General features: G+C 69.6%; 11 protein-coding genes. 8 read left to right on the top strand and 3 right to left on the bottom strand.

Translation table 11 applies throughout. The features are described from left to right. Positions 1-8: 8 nt before the first annotated feature. Genes QZ814_RS09840 through QZ814_RS09830 form a run of 3 tightly spaced genes read right to left on the bottom strand, consistent with a single transcriptional unit; the run spans position 9 to position 4,019 of the window. The gene (locus tag QZ814_RS09840; protein WP_294331479.1) at positions 9-1,556 is read right to left on the bottom strand and encodes a sulfotransferase; all 1,548 of its coding nucleotides are present in this window, start codon (positions 1,554-1,556) and stop codon (positions 9-11) included. Next, positions 1,553-2,467, bottom strand: coding sequence for a DNA-binding response regulator (locus QZ814_RS09835; RefSeq protein WP_294331477.1), 915 nt, complete (start codon positions 2,465-2,467; stop codon positions 1,553-1,555). Before QZ814_RS09835 ends, QZ814_RS09840 begins: the two co-directional genes overlap by 4 nt. Beyond that, positions 2,457-4,019: an ATP-binding protein gene (locus QZ814_RS09830; protein WP_294331475.1), complete on the bottom strand. Its 1,563-nt coding sequence runs from the start codon at positions 4,017-4,019 to the stop codon at positions 2,457-2,459. Before QZ814_RS09830 ends, QZ814_RS09835 begins: the two co-directional genes overlap by 11 nt. Positions 4,020-4,371: 352 nt before the next feature. On the opposite strand from QZ814_RS09830, the gene QZ814_RS09825 reads away from it, so the two are divergent. From QZ814_RS09825 to atzF, 8 genes are read left to right on the top strand one after another with little or no spacing between them, the layout of a single operon-like run. Continuing rightward, a complete protein-coding gene (locus tag QZ814_RS09825; protein ID WP_294331472.1) occupies positions 4,372-5,451 on the top strand; it encodes a putative urea ABC transporter substrate-binding protein in 1,080 nt (359 codons plus the stop codon). A gap of 13 nt (positions 5,452-5,464) precedes the next feature. Continuing rightward, complete coding sequence (locus QZ814_RS09820; protein WP_294331470.1) at positions 5,465-6,280, top strand: ABC transporter permease; 816 nt, start codon at positions 5,465-5,467, stop codon at positions 6,278-6,280. Next, positions 6,277-7,083 (top strand): ATP-binding cassette domain-containing protein, encoded by an 807-nt coding sequence (locus tag QZ814_RS09815; RefSeq protein WP_294331468.1) that lies wholly within the window; start codon positions 6,277-6,279, stop codon positions 7,081-7,083. The genes QZ814_RS09820 and QZ814_RS09815 overlap by 4 nt, the downstream gene beginning before the upstream one ends. Further along, positions 7,080-7,559: a CopG family ribbon-helix-helix protein gene (locus QZ814_RS09810; protein WP_294255855.1), complete on the top strand. Its 480-nt coding sequence runs from the start codon at positions 7,080-7,082 to the stop codon at positions 7,557-7,559. The genes QZ814_RS09815 and QZ814_RS09810 overlap by 4 nt, the downstream gene beginning before the upstream one ends. Next, the gene (locus QZ814_RS09805) at positions 7,556-8,374 is read left to right on the top strand and encodes an urea amidolyase associated protein UAAP1 (protein WP_294331465.1); all 819 of its coding nucleotides are present in this window, start codon (positions 7,556-7,558) and stop codon (positions 8,372-8,374) included. Before QZ814_RS09810 ends, QZ814_RS09805 begins: the two co-directional genes overlap by 4 nt. After that, the gene (locus QZ814_RS09800; protein WP_010543571.1) at positions 8,374-9,009 is read left to right on the top strand and encodes an urea amidolyase associated protein UAAP2; all 636 of its coding nucleotides are present in this window, start codon (positions 8,374-8,376) and stop codon (positions 9,007-9,009) included. The genes QZ814_RS09805 and QZ814_RS09800 overlap by 1 nt, the downstream gene beginning before the upstream one ends. Further along, positions 9,006-12,608 (top strand): urea carboxylase, encoded by a 3,603-nt coding sequence (gene uca / locus QZ814_RS09795; protein WP_294331462.1) that lies wholly within the window; start codon positions 9,006-9,008, stop codon positions 12,606-12,608. Before QZ814_RS09800 ends, uca begins: the two co-directional genes overlap by 4 nt. Beyond that, positions 12,605-14,359 (top strand): allophanate hydrolase, encoded by a 1,755-nt coding sequence (gene atzF / locus QZ814_RS09790; protein WP_294331460.1) that lies wholly within the window; start codon positions 12,605-12,607, stop codon positions 14,357-14,359. Before uca ends, atzF begins: the two co-directional genes overlap by 4 nt. Position 14,360: the final 1 nt, after the last annotated feature.

Genomic DNA, 14,360 nt, shown 5'->3' with positions numbered 1-14,360 from the left:
GTAGGAATCTATTGGTCGATGGCGATGCCGCGCTCGGCGAAATAGACGGCGACCGGCGCCAGCACCGCTTCGTGACGCCGCCAGCGCGCCACCGAGTCGCGGTAGATCGGGCGGCGGACCTGCGCGGCGCTGGGGGTGGAGACGGCCCCGCCCTGCGCGTGGAATTCCAGGCAGCGGTCCGACCAGTCCAGCCCGCAATGGCCGAGCAGCCGCCGCGTCGCGCCTTCCTGATCGGCGACGATATCCTCGTAGCGCAGCTCGAGGATGCGGCCGGGCAGCGCGGTACGCCACAGCGCCATCAGCCGTTCGAAGCCCGCGACATAGGCGGCGATGTCGAGCAGGTCGTAGCTATAGTCGTAATAGCGCGAGCTGATCGCGAACAGGTTGCGGAAATTGGCGAGCACCGTGTCCATCGGGTTGCGCCGCAGGCAGACGATCGCGGCATTGGGCAGCGCGCGCGCGGCGATGCCGGCATAATGGAAATTGCCGGGGAATTTGTCGACGAAGCGCCGCTCCGGCATCCGCCGGTGCGGGGCCGCGCGCGCCAGATAGTCGCGGCCGATCGCTCCCAGATCAGCACGCGCGGCGGCGTGCAGCGTCTCGGGATCGAGCACCGTGCGGCTGCGCGTACCCGAGGCGGCCTTCACCGCCAGCGGCAGCGCCTGCAGCTCGCCGACGCTCTCCACCGCCGGATGCGCGGCAAGGATGCGATCGACCAGCGTCGTGCCGGTGCGCGGCATGCCGAGGATCAGGATCGGTGCCGCAACGGGCGCATCCGTCACCGGCGCGGCGGCGAAGGCGGGCCAGCTTGCCCCCATCGCATCGACGATCGCCACATCGCGCGCCGGGTCATAGCCGAGCGTCGCGCGGTGCGCGGCATTGACCTCGATCAGGCAGGCCAGCGCCGCGTCGCCCTCGCCGATATCTTCCAGCTCCTTCGCCAACGCATAGCCGGTGAGCAGCCGATCGGGCCCCCGCGCCCGCGCCTTGGCCGCGCGGAGCCGCTCGACATGGTTGTCGCCCGCGCTCTGCTTGCGCAATCCCGCCAGCAGATGGTGCGCCCGGGCATCGTCGGGGCTGCGCGCGAGCAGCGTCTCCAGCGCCGCCTCGGCTGCGTCCGTCTGGCCCAGAAAGCTCAGCGTCGCCGCCTGATTGTAGAGAAAGGCATCGTTGTCCGGTGCCAGCGCCACCGCCGCATCAAAGTGCGGGAGCGCCGCCTGATGGTCGCCGAGCCGGGCATAGACGCAGCCGATCGTGTCGCGCGACAGCGCATCGGCGGGCAAGTCGGCTTCGGCGGCGGCCAGCTGCGCCACCGCGTCCGCGTCGCGCCGCACCAGCGTGTAGAGCCGCGCGAGCTGCGCACGATATTCGCCGCGCGGGTCTTCCGCCACCGCTGCCTCGATCTGCCGAAGCGCCTCGCCGATACGCCCCTGCTCCGCCGCGATCACGCCCAACAGGAAAGCGCCCTCGGCCGACGGAAGCACAGCCGATGCGAACCGCGCCGCCGTATCGAGATCGCCCCGCTCCAGCGCCGCCCGCGCCGCCGCCGCGCTCATCCCGCCAGCGTCGCCACGGCGATCGCGGTGGCCGAGGCGCGGTTCTCGACGCCCATCTTCTGGAAAATCTGTTCGAGATGCTTGTTTACGGTGCGCGGGCTGATCTCGAGGATCTCGCTGATCTCGCGATTCTGCTTGCCGCGGCTGAGCCACACCAGCACCTCGGCCTCGCGCGAGGTGAGGCCGTGGCGCTCGGCAAGGATGCGCTCGGCGTCGCCCTCGCGCTTCTCGGTCAGCCGGAACAGCCATTCGTTCGCGCTGGTCTGGCGCAGGAAGCTGCACTGGAGCGCGCTGTCGCCGATCTGCAGGCCGGCGTGCGCGCCCGGCGGCACCGCCGGATCCTGCAGCCGCCGCACGATCGCGGCCAGTTCCTCGGGCAGGTCCAGCGCGCGGGGCGACCAGGCCGGGAACAGCCGCTCGATCACGTCGGCGGCGAGCGGGGTCAGCCAGCGCGTGCGCCCGCCCTCGTCCACCGCGAAGGAGGGGCGCCCGGCGGTGTCGAGCGCGATCTGGCTGCTCTGCGCGATTCGCGCATTGGCGAGATGCACCGAAACGCGCGCGAGCAATTCGTCGACGACGATCGGCTTGTGGACATAATCGACCGCGCCGGCATCGAGCCCGCGCACGACATGCTCGCTTTCGGTAAGCCCGGTCATGAAGATCACCGGCACATGGCGGAAACGGCCGTCTCCCTTGATCCGCCGCGTGGTGCTGAACCCGTCGAGCCCCGGCATCACCGCGTCCATCAGGATCAGGTCCGGCGTGCCATGCTCCAGCAGCTCGAGGGCGGCGAGCCCGTCGACCGCGATCAGCACGGTCATCCCCGCCTGCTCCAGCGTAGCGGTGAGGAAGCGGAGCGATTCGGGGGTGTCGTCCACCACCAGGATCGTGGCGCCCGGGTCAGCCGACATCGTCGAGCGTCCTTGCCAGCCCGCGCAGGTCGAACGCCGCCAGCTGCGGCCGCAGCCGCGCGACGAGCTCGGCGCTTTCGGGTACGTTCCTCTCCAGGGTCACCAGGGTGGTTTCGATTCCACGAACATGCCCGAGCTTCATAAAGCGGCGAAGCTCGTCGAGATAGGGCTTCGCGCCTTCGGGCAGGGCGACCGGCAGCGGCGCGGCGGCCGGGGCCGCTTCCGCCGCTTCCACGATCCAGTCGAGCCGCAGCTGCCGGGCGATCATGTCGAGCAATGCGTCCAGGTCCACCGGCTTGGTGAGGAACGCGTCGTGCGTCCGGCGGCCGTCGCGCCCGGCGTGGAATTCATGCGCGTTGGCCGAGACCATCACGATCCGCAGCCCCGCGCCGAAGCGCGCACGCAGCGCGTCGGCAATGTCCCAGCCGCTGCATCCGGGCATCTGGATGTCGAGCAGCACCAGATCGGGCGCACAGTGATCGGCGAGCGCCAGCCCCGCCGCGCCGCCGCCCGCCTCGAACACCGCGAAGCCCAGCGGCCGGAGCAGGTGGTTGACTACCGTGGTCTGTGCCGGGCTGTCGTCAATGACGAGAATCGTCTTGCGCGGCCCCTCATAGCCGATGACGCGGCGATAGGCGGCAGCACCCGCCGGGGCCTCGATCGGCTCCGGCAACATCAGCCGCAGCAGGAAGGCGCTGCCCTTGCCCACCTCGCTGGTCACGGTGATGTCGCCGCCCAGAATACGGGCCAGCACGCGGGTGATGGCGAGCCCCAGCCCGATGCCCGGCTGCATCACCGTATCGGGCGCGCGGCCCCGCTCGAACGGTTCGAAGATGCGCTCCAGATCCTCGGGCGGGATGCCGCGGCCGGTATCGCGCACCTCGATCGCGGCGCTCTGGCTGCGGTAGCGCACGGTGAGCGTCGCGCCGCCGGCATCGGTATATTTGATCGCGTTGGACAGCAGGTTGATCAGGATCTGGCGCAGCCGCTTCTCGTCGGTGCGGACATAGGCGGGGAGCCGGCCGTCGACGACATAGTCGAGCGACAGTCCCTTGGCCGCGGCCTGGACGCGGAACATCTCCACCACCTGCTCCAGCAGCGCGGGCAGCCGGACCAGCTCCTGGCGAACCTGCAGCACGCCGCTTTCGACGCGCGAGATATCGAGCAGGCCCTCGACGAGGTTGGTGAGATGCTCGGCCGAGCGGCGGATCACCCCGCCGGCCTCGGCAGGCGGGATCGAGTCCCCGCGCTCCAGCAGCTGCGCATAGCCATAGATGGCGTTGAGCGGCGAGCGGATCTCGTGGCTGACCGCGACGAGATAGCGCGTCTTGGCGGCGTTGGCCGCTTCGGCGGCATCCCTTGCGCGCTCCAGCGCCGCCTCGGTTTCGCGGTGCGCGGCGATCTCGGCGCAGAGCCGCTCGGTCTGTGCGCGATTCGCGGCATCGGCGGCGCGGCGCCCCTCACGCGCCTTCAGGAACAGCCGGCCAAAGGTCGCGGCAACGGCGAGCGCGAGCCCCAGGCAGATCGTTCCGAGGATGCGCGCCATGGTCATGGATCAGCCGCCTCGCCGTGAAAAGGCGGCGGCGTCCATCTGCGCTCCGCTTCCGCTTGCGGGAGGGGTCGGGGGAGGGGCTGGATCGGCACGCCGCTTCTTCCACGTCATTCCCTCCCCCAGCCCCTCCCCCAAGCGGAAGGGGAGCGAGAGAGAAAGGCACCCCGACCAGCCCTCGAACCGGGGCCCGCCAGTGCCTGAATGACGCATTGCAGCATCACGATTTGAGGTGACACATGCCATGGGACATGCCTATAAGTCGTATTACTGGATTGAGCAAACGTAATATCGGTTGCGACCGTCCGACGGCTGAAATTCGCGCTTTCTCGCGCTGCGAAGATGGGGGTCGATCATGGCAAAATGGGTATCGAAGGCGCGGATCGCAGTGGCGGCGGCAACGATGCTGGCGACGGCGTCGTGCGGCGGTAGCGGCAGTGCACCAAAGGCGCGGACCGAGTTCAACATCGGCTGGTCGATCTATGCCGGCTGGATGCCCTGGCCCTATGCCGAACAGGCCGGCATCGTGAAGAAATGGGCCGACAAATACGGGCTCAAGATCCACTTCACCCAGGTCAACGATTACGTCGAGTCGGTGAACCAGTTCAACGCCGGCAAGCTCGACGGCGTCACCGTCACCAACATGGACGCGCTCACCATTCCGGCCGCGGGCGGCAAGGATACCAGCGCGATCATCCTCGGCGACTATTCCAACGGCAACGATGGCATCGTCCTCAAGAACGCCAAGAACCTGGCGGACATCAAGGGCCGCACCGTCTATCTCGTCGAGCTGTCGGTCTCGCACTACCTCCTCGCGCGCGGGCTCTCCACCGTCGGCCTCCAGCTGTCGGACGTGAAGACGGTCAACACCTCGGACGCAGACATTGTCGGCGCCTTCGCCAACCCGGCCGCCACTGCTGTCGTCACCTGGAACCCGCAGCTGACCGAAGTCGCCAAGCTGCCCGGCGCCACCAAGGTATTCGATTCGAGCCAGGTGCCCGCCGAGATCCTCGACCTGCTCGCCGTCGACACCGCGACGCTCAAGGCGAACCCCAACCTCGGCAAGGCCCTAGCGGGCATCTGGTACGAGACGATCCAGCTGATGCAGAAGAAGGACGCCGCCGGCGCCGCCGCCCGCGCGGCGATGGCCAAGCTGGCCGGCGCGACCCCGCAGGCGTTCGACGCGCAGCTCGTCACCACCCACCTCTATGGCACCCCGCAGGATGCGGTCGCCGCGGTGAAATCCCCGGCGATCGGCGCGACCATGGTGAAGGTGCGCGACTTCAGCTTCTCCAAGGGGCTGTTCGGCCAGGGCGCCAAGTCCGCCGACGCGATCGGCATTTCGGTGCCGGGCAAGACGATCGGCGACGCGAACAACGTCAAGCTGCGCTTCGACCCGACCTATATGGAGCTGGCCGCGGCCGGCAAGCTCTGAGGCCGGACCCCATATGCGCTGGGTGAACATCCGACCCCGCCGCCGTACCGGCTGGCTGCTGGGGAGCCTGCCGCTGCTGCTCGCGGCGATCGTCTACCTCTTCGCCTCGGCGGCGCGGCATGCCGAGAACCCCTCGGACAAGCTGCTGCCGACGCCCGGCGCGATGGTCGAGGCGATGCACGGTCTGCTCGCCCAGGCCGATCCGCTGAGCGGCCGCCTGCTCTTCTGGGCGGACACGCTGGCCAGCCTGGAACGGCTGGGGCTCGCGCTCGGCATCTGCGCGCTCTCCGCGCTGCTCGTCGGCATGGTGCTGGGCGTGCTACCCGCCGCCCGCGCCACCTTCGGCGCGCTGGTCACCACGATCGCGGTGATCCCGCCGATCGCGCTGCTGCCGATCCTGTTCATCGTCTTCGGGCTGGGCGACACCGCCAAGGTCGCGCTGATCGTGATCGGCGTCACCCCCTTCCTGATCCGCGACCTTGCCGACCACATCACCGCGATTCCGCAGGAACAGCTGATCAAGGCGCAGACGCTCGGCGCGAGCAGCTGGCAGCTCGCGCTGCGCGTCGCGCTCCCCCAGGCGCTGCCCCGGCTGATCGCCGGCATCCGCCTCTCGCTAGGTCCCGCCTGGGTGTATCTGATCTCGGCCGAGGCGATCGCGTCGGACATCGGCCTCGGCTACCGGATATTCCTGGTGCGGCGCTATCTCTCGATGGACATCATCCTCCCGTACGTCGCCTGGATCTCGATCCTCGCCATCCTGATGGACGTGGCGCTCGCCCAGCTGAGCAAGCGCGCCTTCGCCTGGGCGCACGGAGCCGGCAGATGAGCGCGCTTCTCTCCTTCCAGAATGTCTGGCTCGAATATGGCGACAAGGTCGTGCTGGAGCGCGTCGAGCTCGACATTGCCGAGCGCAGCTTCGTCTCGATCGTCGGCCCTTCTGGGGCGGGCAAGAGCAGCTTCCTGCGGCTGGCGCTCGGCCAGGAACGCCCGACCCGGGGCAAGATCCTGCTCGACGGCACGCCGCTCCCCGGCGAATGCGGGCCCGATCGCGGCGTGGTGTTCCAGCGCTATTCGGTGTTCCCGCACCTGACCGCACTGCGCAACGTGATGTTCGAGCGCGAATGCGTTGGCGCCCCGCTCACCGCCCGGCTGTTCGGTGCCGCCCGCCGCCGCGCCCGCGACGAAGCCGCCGCGATGCTCGCCGAAGTGGGCCTGGGCGACGCGCTCGACCTCTACCCCGCCCAGCTCTCCGGCGGCATGCAGCAACGGCTCGCCATCGCCCAGGCGCTGATCGCCCGCCCCCGCGTGCTGCTGCTCGACGAGCCGTTCGGCGCGCTCGACCCCGGCATCCGCCAGGACATGCACCGGCTGATCCTCAAGCTGTGGGAAGAGCATGCGCTCACCGTGCTGATGGTCACCCACGACATTTCCGAGGCGTTCAACCTCGGCACCCGCGTGCTGACGTTCGACAAGCGCCGCGTCGATCCGCACGCCCCGCACCGTTTTGGCGCGACCGCCGTCTACGACCTCCACCTCACCCGCAAGCGGCGCGAGGCGATCGTCGAGGCGCAGCAGGAAGTATTACGATTGACAAAATCAGTAATAACCGGGAAAGGGGAATCATTGTGAAGGAACCGTCCTCCTCCCTCGCCCGGCTCAGCATGAGCCTGCCCGCCGAACTCTTCCGCCAGCTCGATGAAATGGTGGAGGACCGCGGGCTCCCCTCGCGCTCGCAGCTGATCGCCGAGCTGATCCGCGACGAGCTCGCCGAGCAGAGCGCCGCCTCGCGGCCCGAGGAGATGCTCGCGGGCACGATCACGCTCGTTTACCGCGCCGATCTCGGTCGGGTGCGCCACCAGCTGGCACAGACGCAGAGCGAGTATCTGAAGGAGGTCATCTCCTCGCAGCACGTGTTCCTGGAGGACGACCAGTCGCTCGAGGTGCTGCTGGTCCAGGGGCCGGCGCGCCGGCTGCGCGACCTGTGCGACGCGCTGCGCAAGGTGCGCGGCGTGCAGCAATTGCGCCTCTTCACCACCACCGCGCTGCTGCCCCCGCTCCACGAGCAGGACGAGGCGGCGGCCCCAACCGGGAGCAAGGCGGCATGAGCATTCTCGCCGACCCCAATGCCGCGCGCGACCATGCGCGGGCGATGGCCGGCACCGTCGTCGAGGCGATGCCGATCCTGCCGCCGCGTGCGGACGACCTGCCTGCGGGCGTCGGCGCCGACGATCTGGTCTGGGAAGAGACGATCGCCGCCGGCGGCTATGCCAGCCGCGTGCTGGCGCGCGGCACCCGGCTGCGGCTGATCGACCTGCAGGGCGATGCGTGTGCGTCGCTCCAGCTGTTCAACGCCGCGATGCCGACCGAACGGCTCAACGTCGCCGATACGGTGAAGGTGCAGTGGAACGCCTATCTCGGCACGGGCAGCCTGTTCCTCTCGGACATGGGCCGCGTGCTCGCCAGCATCGAGCACGATGGCGCGGGCACCCACGACGCGTTCTGCGGCGCGTCCAACGCGGCGTCGAACGAACGGCACTATGGCGACGGCAGCAACTCCGGGCCGACTCCAAACGCCCGCGACCGGCTGCTGCTCGGCGCCGCCAAGCACGGCCTCACCCGCCGCGACGTCCACCCGTGCGTCAACCTCTTCAAGGGCGTCCGCATCGCCGCCGACGGCACCACCGAGCCGCAGCTCGGGCCGTTCGCACCCGGCCGCACGCTGGTGCTGCGCGCCGAGATGGACCTCATCGTCGTGCTGGCCAATTGCCCGCACGTTCTCGATCCGCGTCCCTGGACCGTCACCCCCTTGCGCGCCACCGCCTGGCGCGGGCCGGTGACGGCGGAGGACGATCCGATCCGCAACGCGACGCCCGAGCGGCAACGCGCCTTCCTCAACACCGAAGACTGGGTCCGCCGCTGATGGAACAGGACGTAGCGCTCGCCGGCCTCACCGGCCGGGTGATCCATGACGAGATCGTCCCCGCCCGCGCCCCCTGGCTGCACCGGGTGAAGGCGGGCGAAACGCTCCGCGTCGTCGACCTCGAAGGCAACCAGGCGGTCGATTTCCTCCTCTACGCCACCCACGACGATGCCGAGCGCTACAGCGCGCAGGACACGATCGCGGCGCAGGCCAACATCTTCCTGCGCACCGGCAGCGTGCTGCGCTCCAACGAGGGCCGGCCGATGATGACGATCACCGCCACCGCGGTCGAGTATCACGACACGATCGGCGGCGCCTGCTCCTGCGAGTCCAACACGCTGCGCTACGGCCATTTCACCAAGGCGCAGCACGCCTGTGTCGACAATTTCCTCGAAGCCAATCTCCGCGACGGCCGCGGCAAGCGCGACATCGTGTCGAACGTCAATTTCTTCATGAACGTGCCGGTCGAGGCGGATGGTGCGCTGGGCATCGTCGACGGCATTTCGGCGCCAGGCCTGACCGTGGACTTGCGCGCAGAAATGGATGTGACCGTGGTCGTTTCGAATTGCCCGCAAATCAACAATCCCTGCAACGGCTTCAACCCCACCCCCGTCCGCATGATCGTCACCGCATGAGCGGCGTGCGCACCGTCCTGATCGCCAATCGCGGGGCGATCGCCTGCCGGATCATCCGCACGCTTAGGAAGATGGGCATCCGCTCGGTCGCCGTCTTCTCCGATGCCGACGAGGCCTCGCGCCATGTCGCGCTCGCCGATATCGCGGTGCGCATCGGGCCGGGACCGGCGGCGGAAAGCTATCTCGACGTCGCCCGCATCCTCGCGGCGGCCAAAGAGACCGGCGCCGATGCGATCCACCCCGGCTATGGCTTCCTCTCCGAGAACGCTGGCTTTGCCGAGGCCTGCGAGGCCGCCGGCATCGCGTTCATCGGACCGACCCCGGACAGCATCCGCGCCTTCGGCCTCAAGCACAGCGCCCGCGCGCTCGCCGAGGCGGAAAACGTCCCCCTCGCCCCCGGCACCGGCCTGCTCGACAGCGTCGAGGCCGCACTCGAAGCCGCCGCGCGCATCGGCTATCCGGTGATGCTCAAGGCGACCGCCGGCGGCGGCGGCATCGGCATGCGGGTGTGCGCCGACGCCCAGGCGGTGCGCGACGGCTATGCCGCGGTGGCGCGGCTGGGCGCGGGCAATTTCGGCGATGCCGGGCTGTTCCTCGAACGCTTCGTGCCGCGCGCCCGCCACGTCGAAGTGCAGATCTTCGGCGACGGCCAGGGCCGCGTCGTGGCGCTCGGCGAACGCGACTGCTCGCTCCAGCGCCGCAACCAGAAGGTCGTCGAAGAAGCCCCCGCTCCGCACCTCCCCGAGCGCGTCCGCGCGGCATTGATCGAGGCGGCGGTGCGACTGGGCCAGGCGGCCAACTACCGCTCCGCCGGTACGGTCGAGTTCCTCTACGATCCGGCGCGCGAGGACTGGTTCTTCCTCGAAGTGAACACGCGGCTCCAGGTCGAGCACGGCGTCACCGAGGAAGTGACCGGCGTCGACCTGGTGGAATGGATGGTCCGCGGCGCCGGCGGCGACTACAGCTTCCTCGACACCCCCGTCCCCGCTCCCAAGGGCTGGTCGATCCAGGCGCGGCTCTATGCCGAAGATCCCGCGGTCGATTTCCGCCCCGCCTCGGGCACGCTGACCGAGGTCGCCTTCCCCGAAGGTGTCCGCGTCGAGAGCTGGGTGGAATCGGGCAGCGCGGTTTCTTCCTTCTACGACCCGATGCTCGCCAAGCTGATCGTGCACGGCGAGGACCGCGAGTCCGCCGTCGCCGCGATGCAGGCGGCGCTCGACCGCACCCGCTTCGCCGGCATCGAGACCAATGTCCGCTGGCTGCGCGACGTGGCGCGAGCCAAGGATTTCGTCACCGGCGACGTCTCGACGCGCTCGCTGGAGACGGTGGTCCATCGCCCGCAGAGCATCGTCGTCCGCTCGGCCGGCACCGCGACCAGCGTGCAGGATTATCCCGGCCGCGTCGGCCTGTGGGACATCGGCGTGCCGCCCTCGGGCCCGATGGACGCCCGCGCCTTCCGCCTCGGCAACATGCTGCTCGGCAACGACAGCACCGCGCCCGGGCTGGAGGTGACCGCCACCGGCCCGACGCTCCAGTTCAACACCGCGACCCGCATCGTCCTCACCGGTGCCGACTTCGCCGCGACACTCGACGGCAAGCCGATCGAGCGCAACAAGCCGATCGCCATCGCCGAGGGCCAGATTCTGGCGCTGGGCCGCGTCACCGGCGGCGGCATGCGCGGCTATATCCTGTTCGCCGGCGGGCTCGACGTGCCGAGCTATCTCGGCAGCGCCAGCACCTTCGATCTCGGCGCGTTCGGCGGCCATGGCGGGCGTGTGCTCCGCGTCGGCGACACGCTGCACCTCACCGATCATGCGCCAGCGGTCATTCCCGGCCCGCGTGCGATTCCGCAGGAGCAACTCGGTCCCGACTGGACGATCCGCGTCCTCTACGGCCCGCACGGCGCGCCCGACTTCTTCGCACCCGAGGACGTCGACACGATCCTCTCCGCCGAGTGGAAGGTCCATTACAACAGCAACCGGACCGGCGTGCGGCTGGTCGGCCCCAAGCCGCACTGGGCACGCAAGGACGGCGGCGAGGCGGGGCTCCACCCGTCCAACATCCACGACAATCCCTATGCCATCGGCGCGCTGGATTTCACCGGTGACATGCCGATCATCCTCGGCCCCGACGGTCCCTCGCTTGGCGGCTTCGTCTGCCCGTTCGTGGTGATCGCGGCGGACCTGTGGAAAGTCGGTCAGCTCGCCCCCGGCGACCGCATCCAGTTCGAGCAGGTCAGCCTCGACGAGGCCGATGCCGCCGCCCAAGCCGAAGAGGCCTGGATCGAAGGCCGCGCCGCCACCGCCACCCATCCCGCCAAGGGCGGCGGGCGCGACGCGATCCTGGTCGACCTGCCCGCCAAGGGCCGCCGCCCGCGCGTGCTGTTCCGCCGCCAGGGCGACCGCAACCTGCTGGTCGAATATGGCCCGATCACGCTCGACCTCGAACTGCGTCTGCGCGTCCATGCCGCGACCACCGCGCTCGCCGAACTCGCGCTGCCGGGCATCCTCGACATCGTGCCCGGCATCCGCTCCTTCCAGGTGCATATCGACGGCATCCGCCTGAAGGAGGCGGCGCTGATCGAGCGGCTGGTGCAGATCGAGGACGCACTCGGCGACCTCGAGGATTTCGTGATCCCCTCGCGCATCGTCCACTTGCCGCTCAGCTGGAACGACCCCGCGATCCACGAGACCATCCAGCGCTACATGCGCGTGGTCCGCGACGATGCGCCCTGGTGCCCGGACAATATCGAGTTCATCCGCCGCGCCAACGGGCTCGCCAGCGCCGAGGAGGTCCACCGGATCATCTTCGACGCCAGCTACCTCGTCTATGGCCTGGGTGACGTGTATCTCGGCGCGCCGGTCGCCACCCCGATCGACCCGCGCCACCGGCTGGTCACCACCAAGTACAACCCGGCCCGCACCTGGACGCCGCCCAACGTCGTCGGCATCGGCGGGGCCTATATGTGCATCTATGGCATGGAGGGTCCGGGCGGCTATCAGCTGTTCGGCCGCACCATCCAGGTGTGGAACACCTATCGCCAGACCGGCGCCTTTGCCGAGGGCAAGCCCTGGCTGCTCCGCTTCTTCGACCAGATCCGCTTCTTCCCGGTCAGCCATGAAGAGCTGACGGAATGGCGGCGCGACTTCCCGCTGGGCCGGCGCGAGATCCAGATCGAGGAAACCGAGTTCCGGCTGTCCGACTATCGCGCGTTCCTGGCGGAGAACGCCCGCTCGATCGCCGCGTTCGAGAAGCAGCGCAATGCCGCCTTCGCCGCGGAGCGTGCCGATTGGGAACGAAAGGGCGAGTTCGACCGCGTCGCCAGCCTCACCGAAACCGCCGATGACAGCGCCGACGAAGCGGTGACGGTGCCCGAGGGTGCCGAGCTAGTCGAGGCGCCGTTCGGCGGCAGCGTGTGGAAGCTGCTCAAGGAGGTCGGCGACCCGATCGACGCGGGCGAGACCATCGCCGTGCTGGAGGCGATGAAGATGGAGTTTCCGGTGACCAGCCCGGCAGCGGGCACGGTCGCGGCACTCTATGTCGCCGAGCGGCAGACGGTCACGCCGGGCTCGCCGGTGCTGGCGCTGGTGCGCGCATGACGGCGCTCGACCGGCTCTCCGTGGCGCGCATCGCTGCCGAAGTGCAGGCGGGGCGGCGCAGCGCGGTCGCGGTGATCGAGGACGTGCTGGCGCGGCTCGATGCCTATGATGCGATCCAGCCGGCGGTGTGGATATCGCGGTTCGAGCCCGACGCGCTCCGTGCGGCCGCCGCTGCGGTGGATGCGCGGGTCGCTGCCGGCGAGACGCTGCCGCTGGCGGGCGTGCCGTTCGCGGTGAAGGACAATATCGACCTGGCGGGCCTCGCCACCACCGCCGCCTGCCCGGCCTTCGCCTATCAGCCGGAGCGATCGGCAACGGTGGTGGCGAAGCTGGTGGCTGCCGGCGCGATCCCCTTGGGCAAGGCCAATCTCGACCAGTTCGCCACCGGCCTCAACGGCACGCGCAGCCCCTATGGCATCCCGCGCAATGCCTATAACCGCGCCTGGGTGAGCGGCGGTTCGAGCTCCGGCTCGGCCGTAGCGGTCGCCGCCGGGCTGGTGGCCTTCGCGCTCGGCACCGATACCGCCGGCTCTGGCCGCGTACCCGCCGCGTTCAACCATCTCGTCGGCCTCAAGCCCAGCAAGGGCCGCTGGAGCAGCACCGGCCTCGTCCCCGCCTGCCGCACGCTGGACTGCATCACCGTCTTCGCGGGCAACACCGAGGACGCGGCGCTGGTGGACGATATCGCGGCGGGCTTCGACGCGACGGACTCGCTCTCCCGCGCGCTCGCGGACGTGCCCCGCGCCCGTCGCCGCATCGGCGTGCCCCGCTCCGAGCAATGCCGCTGGTTCGGCGACATCGAGTCCGAATTTCTCTACCGCCAGGCGCTGGACGGGCTCGATGCCGAACTGGTCGAGATCGACCTCGCCCCGCTCGATGAAGCCGCCCGCCTGCTCTACGACGGCCCCTGGGTCGCCGAGCGCACCGCGGCGTTGCAGAGCCTTCTGCTCGACAACCCCGATGCGATCCACCCCGTGGTGCGCGAGATCGTCGAGGGCGGCTTCGGCTATAGCGCCGTCGACGCGTTCAACGGCGCCTATCGCCTCGCCGAACTCGCCCGCACGACCGAGGCTATGTGGGACCAGGTCGACCTGCTCGTCCTGCCCACCGCGCCGACCAGCTACCGCGTCGCGGAGATGCTCGCCGAGCCAATTAGGCTGAATGCGAGCCTCGGCGCCTACACCAATTTCGTGAACCTGCTCGACATGGCGGCGATCGCCGTACCCACCGGCACCTACGCCAGCGGCGTCGGCTTCGGCGTGACGCTGATGGGCCCGGCGGGCACCGATCGTGCGCTGCTCGCGGCGGCCAATGCACTTTTCCCCGCGCCGGCATCTCCGCCGCCGCTGGACCTGGAGGGACGGATGGAAACGGTGAAGCTCGCGGTCGTAGGCGCCCATCTCGAAGGCATGCCGCTCCATTGGCAGCTGACCTCGCGCGAGGCGACGTTCGTCGAGGCGACGACCAGCGCGCCGACCTACAAGCTCTACGCCATGGCGGAGAGCGTACCGCCCAAGCCCGCGCTGGTCCACAGCGAGGACGGTGCCGCGATCGCGCTGGAAGTGTACGAGCTCGACATGGCCGCATTCGGCAGCTTCGTGGCCGAAGTGCCGCCGCCGCTCGCGATCGGCACGGTGACGCTGGCGGACGGCAGCATGGTCAAGGGCTTCGTCGCCGAGCCGCGCGCGATGACCGGCGCCGAGGACATCACCGCGCTGGGCGGCTGGCGGGCGTATATCGCGCGGGGGTGAG

Source organism: uncultured Sphingomonas sp. (assembly GCF_913777625.1).
Taxonomy (GTDB): domain Bacteria; phylum Pseudomonadota; class Alphaproteobacteria; order Sphingomonadales; family Sphingomonadaceae; genus Sphingomonas.
Note: the sequence above shows the minus strand (reverse complement) of the source record. Positions and strands in the feature narration are given on the sequence as shown.

Bases quoted from the DNA above. Each gene is read 5' to 3' on its own strand.
- QZ814_RS09840 (WP_294331479.1), bottom strand. From the start codon at position 1,556: ATGAGCGCGGCGGCGGCGCGGGCGGCGCTGGAGCGGGGCGATCTCGAT.
- QZ814_RS09835 (WP_294331477.1), bottom strand. From the start codon at position 2,467: ATGTCGGCTGACCCGGGCGCCACGATCCTGGTGGTGGACGACACCCCC.
- QZ814_RS09830 (WP_294331475.1), bottom strand. From the start codon at position 4,019: ATGACCATGGCGCGCATCCTCGGAACGATCTGCCTGGGGCTCGCGCTC.
- QZ814_RS09825 (WP_294331472.1), top strand. From the start codon at position 4,372: ATGGCAAAATGGGTATCGAAGGCGCGGATCGCAGTGGCGGCGGCAACG.
- QZ814_RS09820 (WP_294331470.1), top strand. From the start codon at position 5,465: ATGCGCTGGGTGAACATCCGACCCCGCCGCCGTACCGGCTGGCTGCTG.
- QZ814_RS09815 (WP_294331468.1), top strand. From the start codon at position 6,277: ATGAGCGCGCTTCTCTCCTTCCAGAATGTCTGGCTCGAATATGGCGAC.
- QZ814_RS09805 (WP_294331465.1), top strand. From the start codon at position 7,556: ATGAGCATTCTCGCCGACCCCAATGCCGCGCGCGACCATGCGCGGGCG.
- QZ814_RS09800 (WP_010543571.1), top strand. From the start codon at position 8,374: ATGGAACAGGACGTAGCGCTCGCCGGCCTCACCGGCCGGGTGATCCAT.
- uca (WP_294331462.1), top strand. From the start codon at position 9,006: ATGAGCGGCGTGCGCACCGTCCTGATCGCCAATCGCGGGGCGATCGCC.
- atzF (WP_294331460.1), top strand. From the start codon at position 12,605: ATGACGGCGCTCGACCGGCTCTCCGTGGCGCGCATCGCTGCCGAAGTG.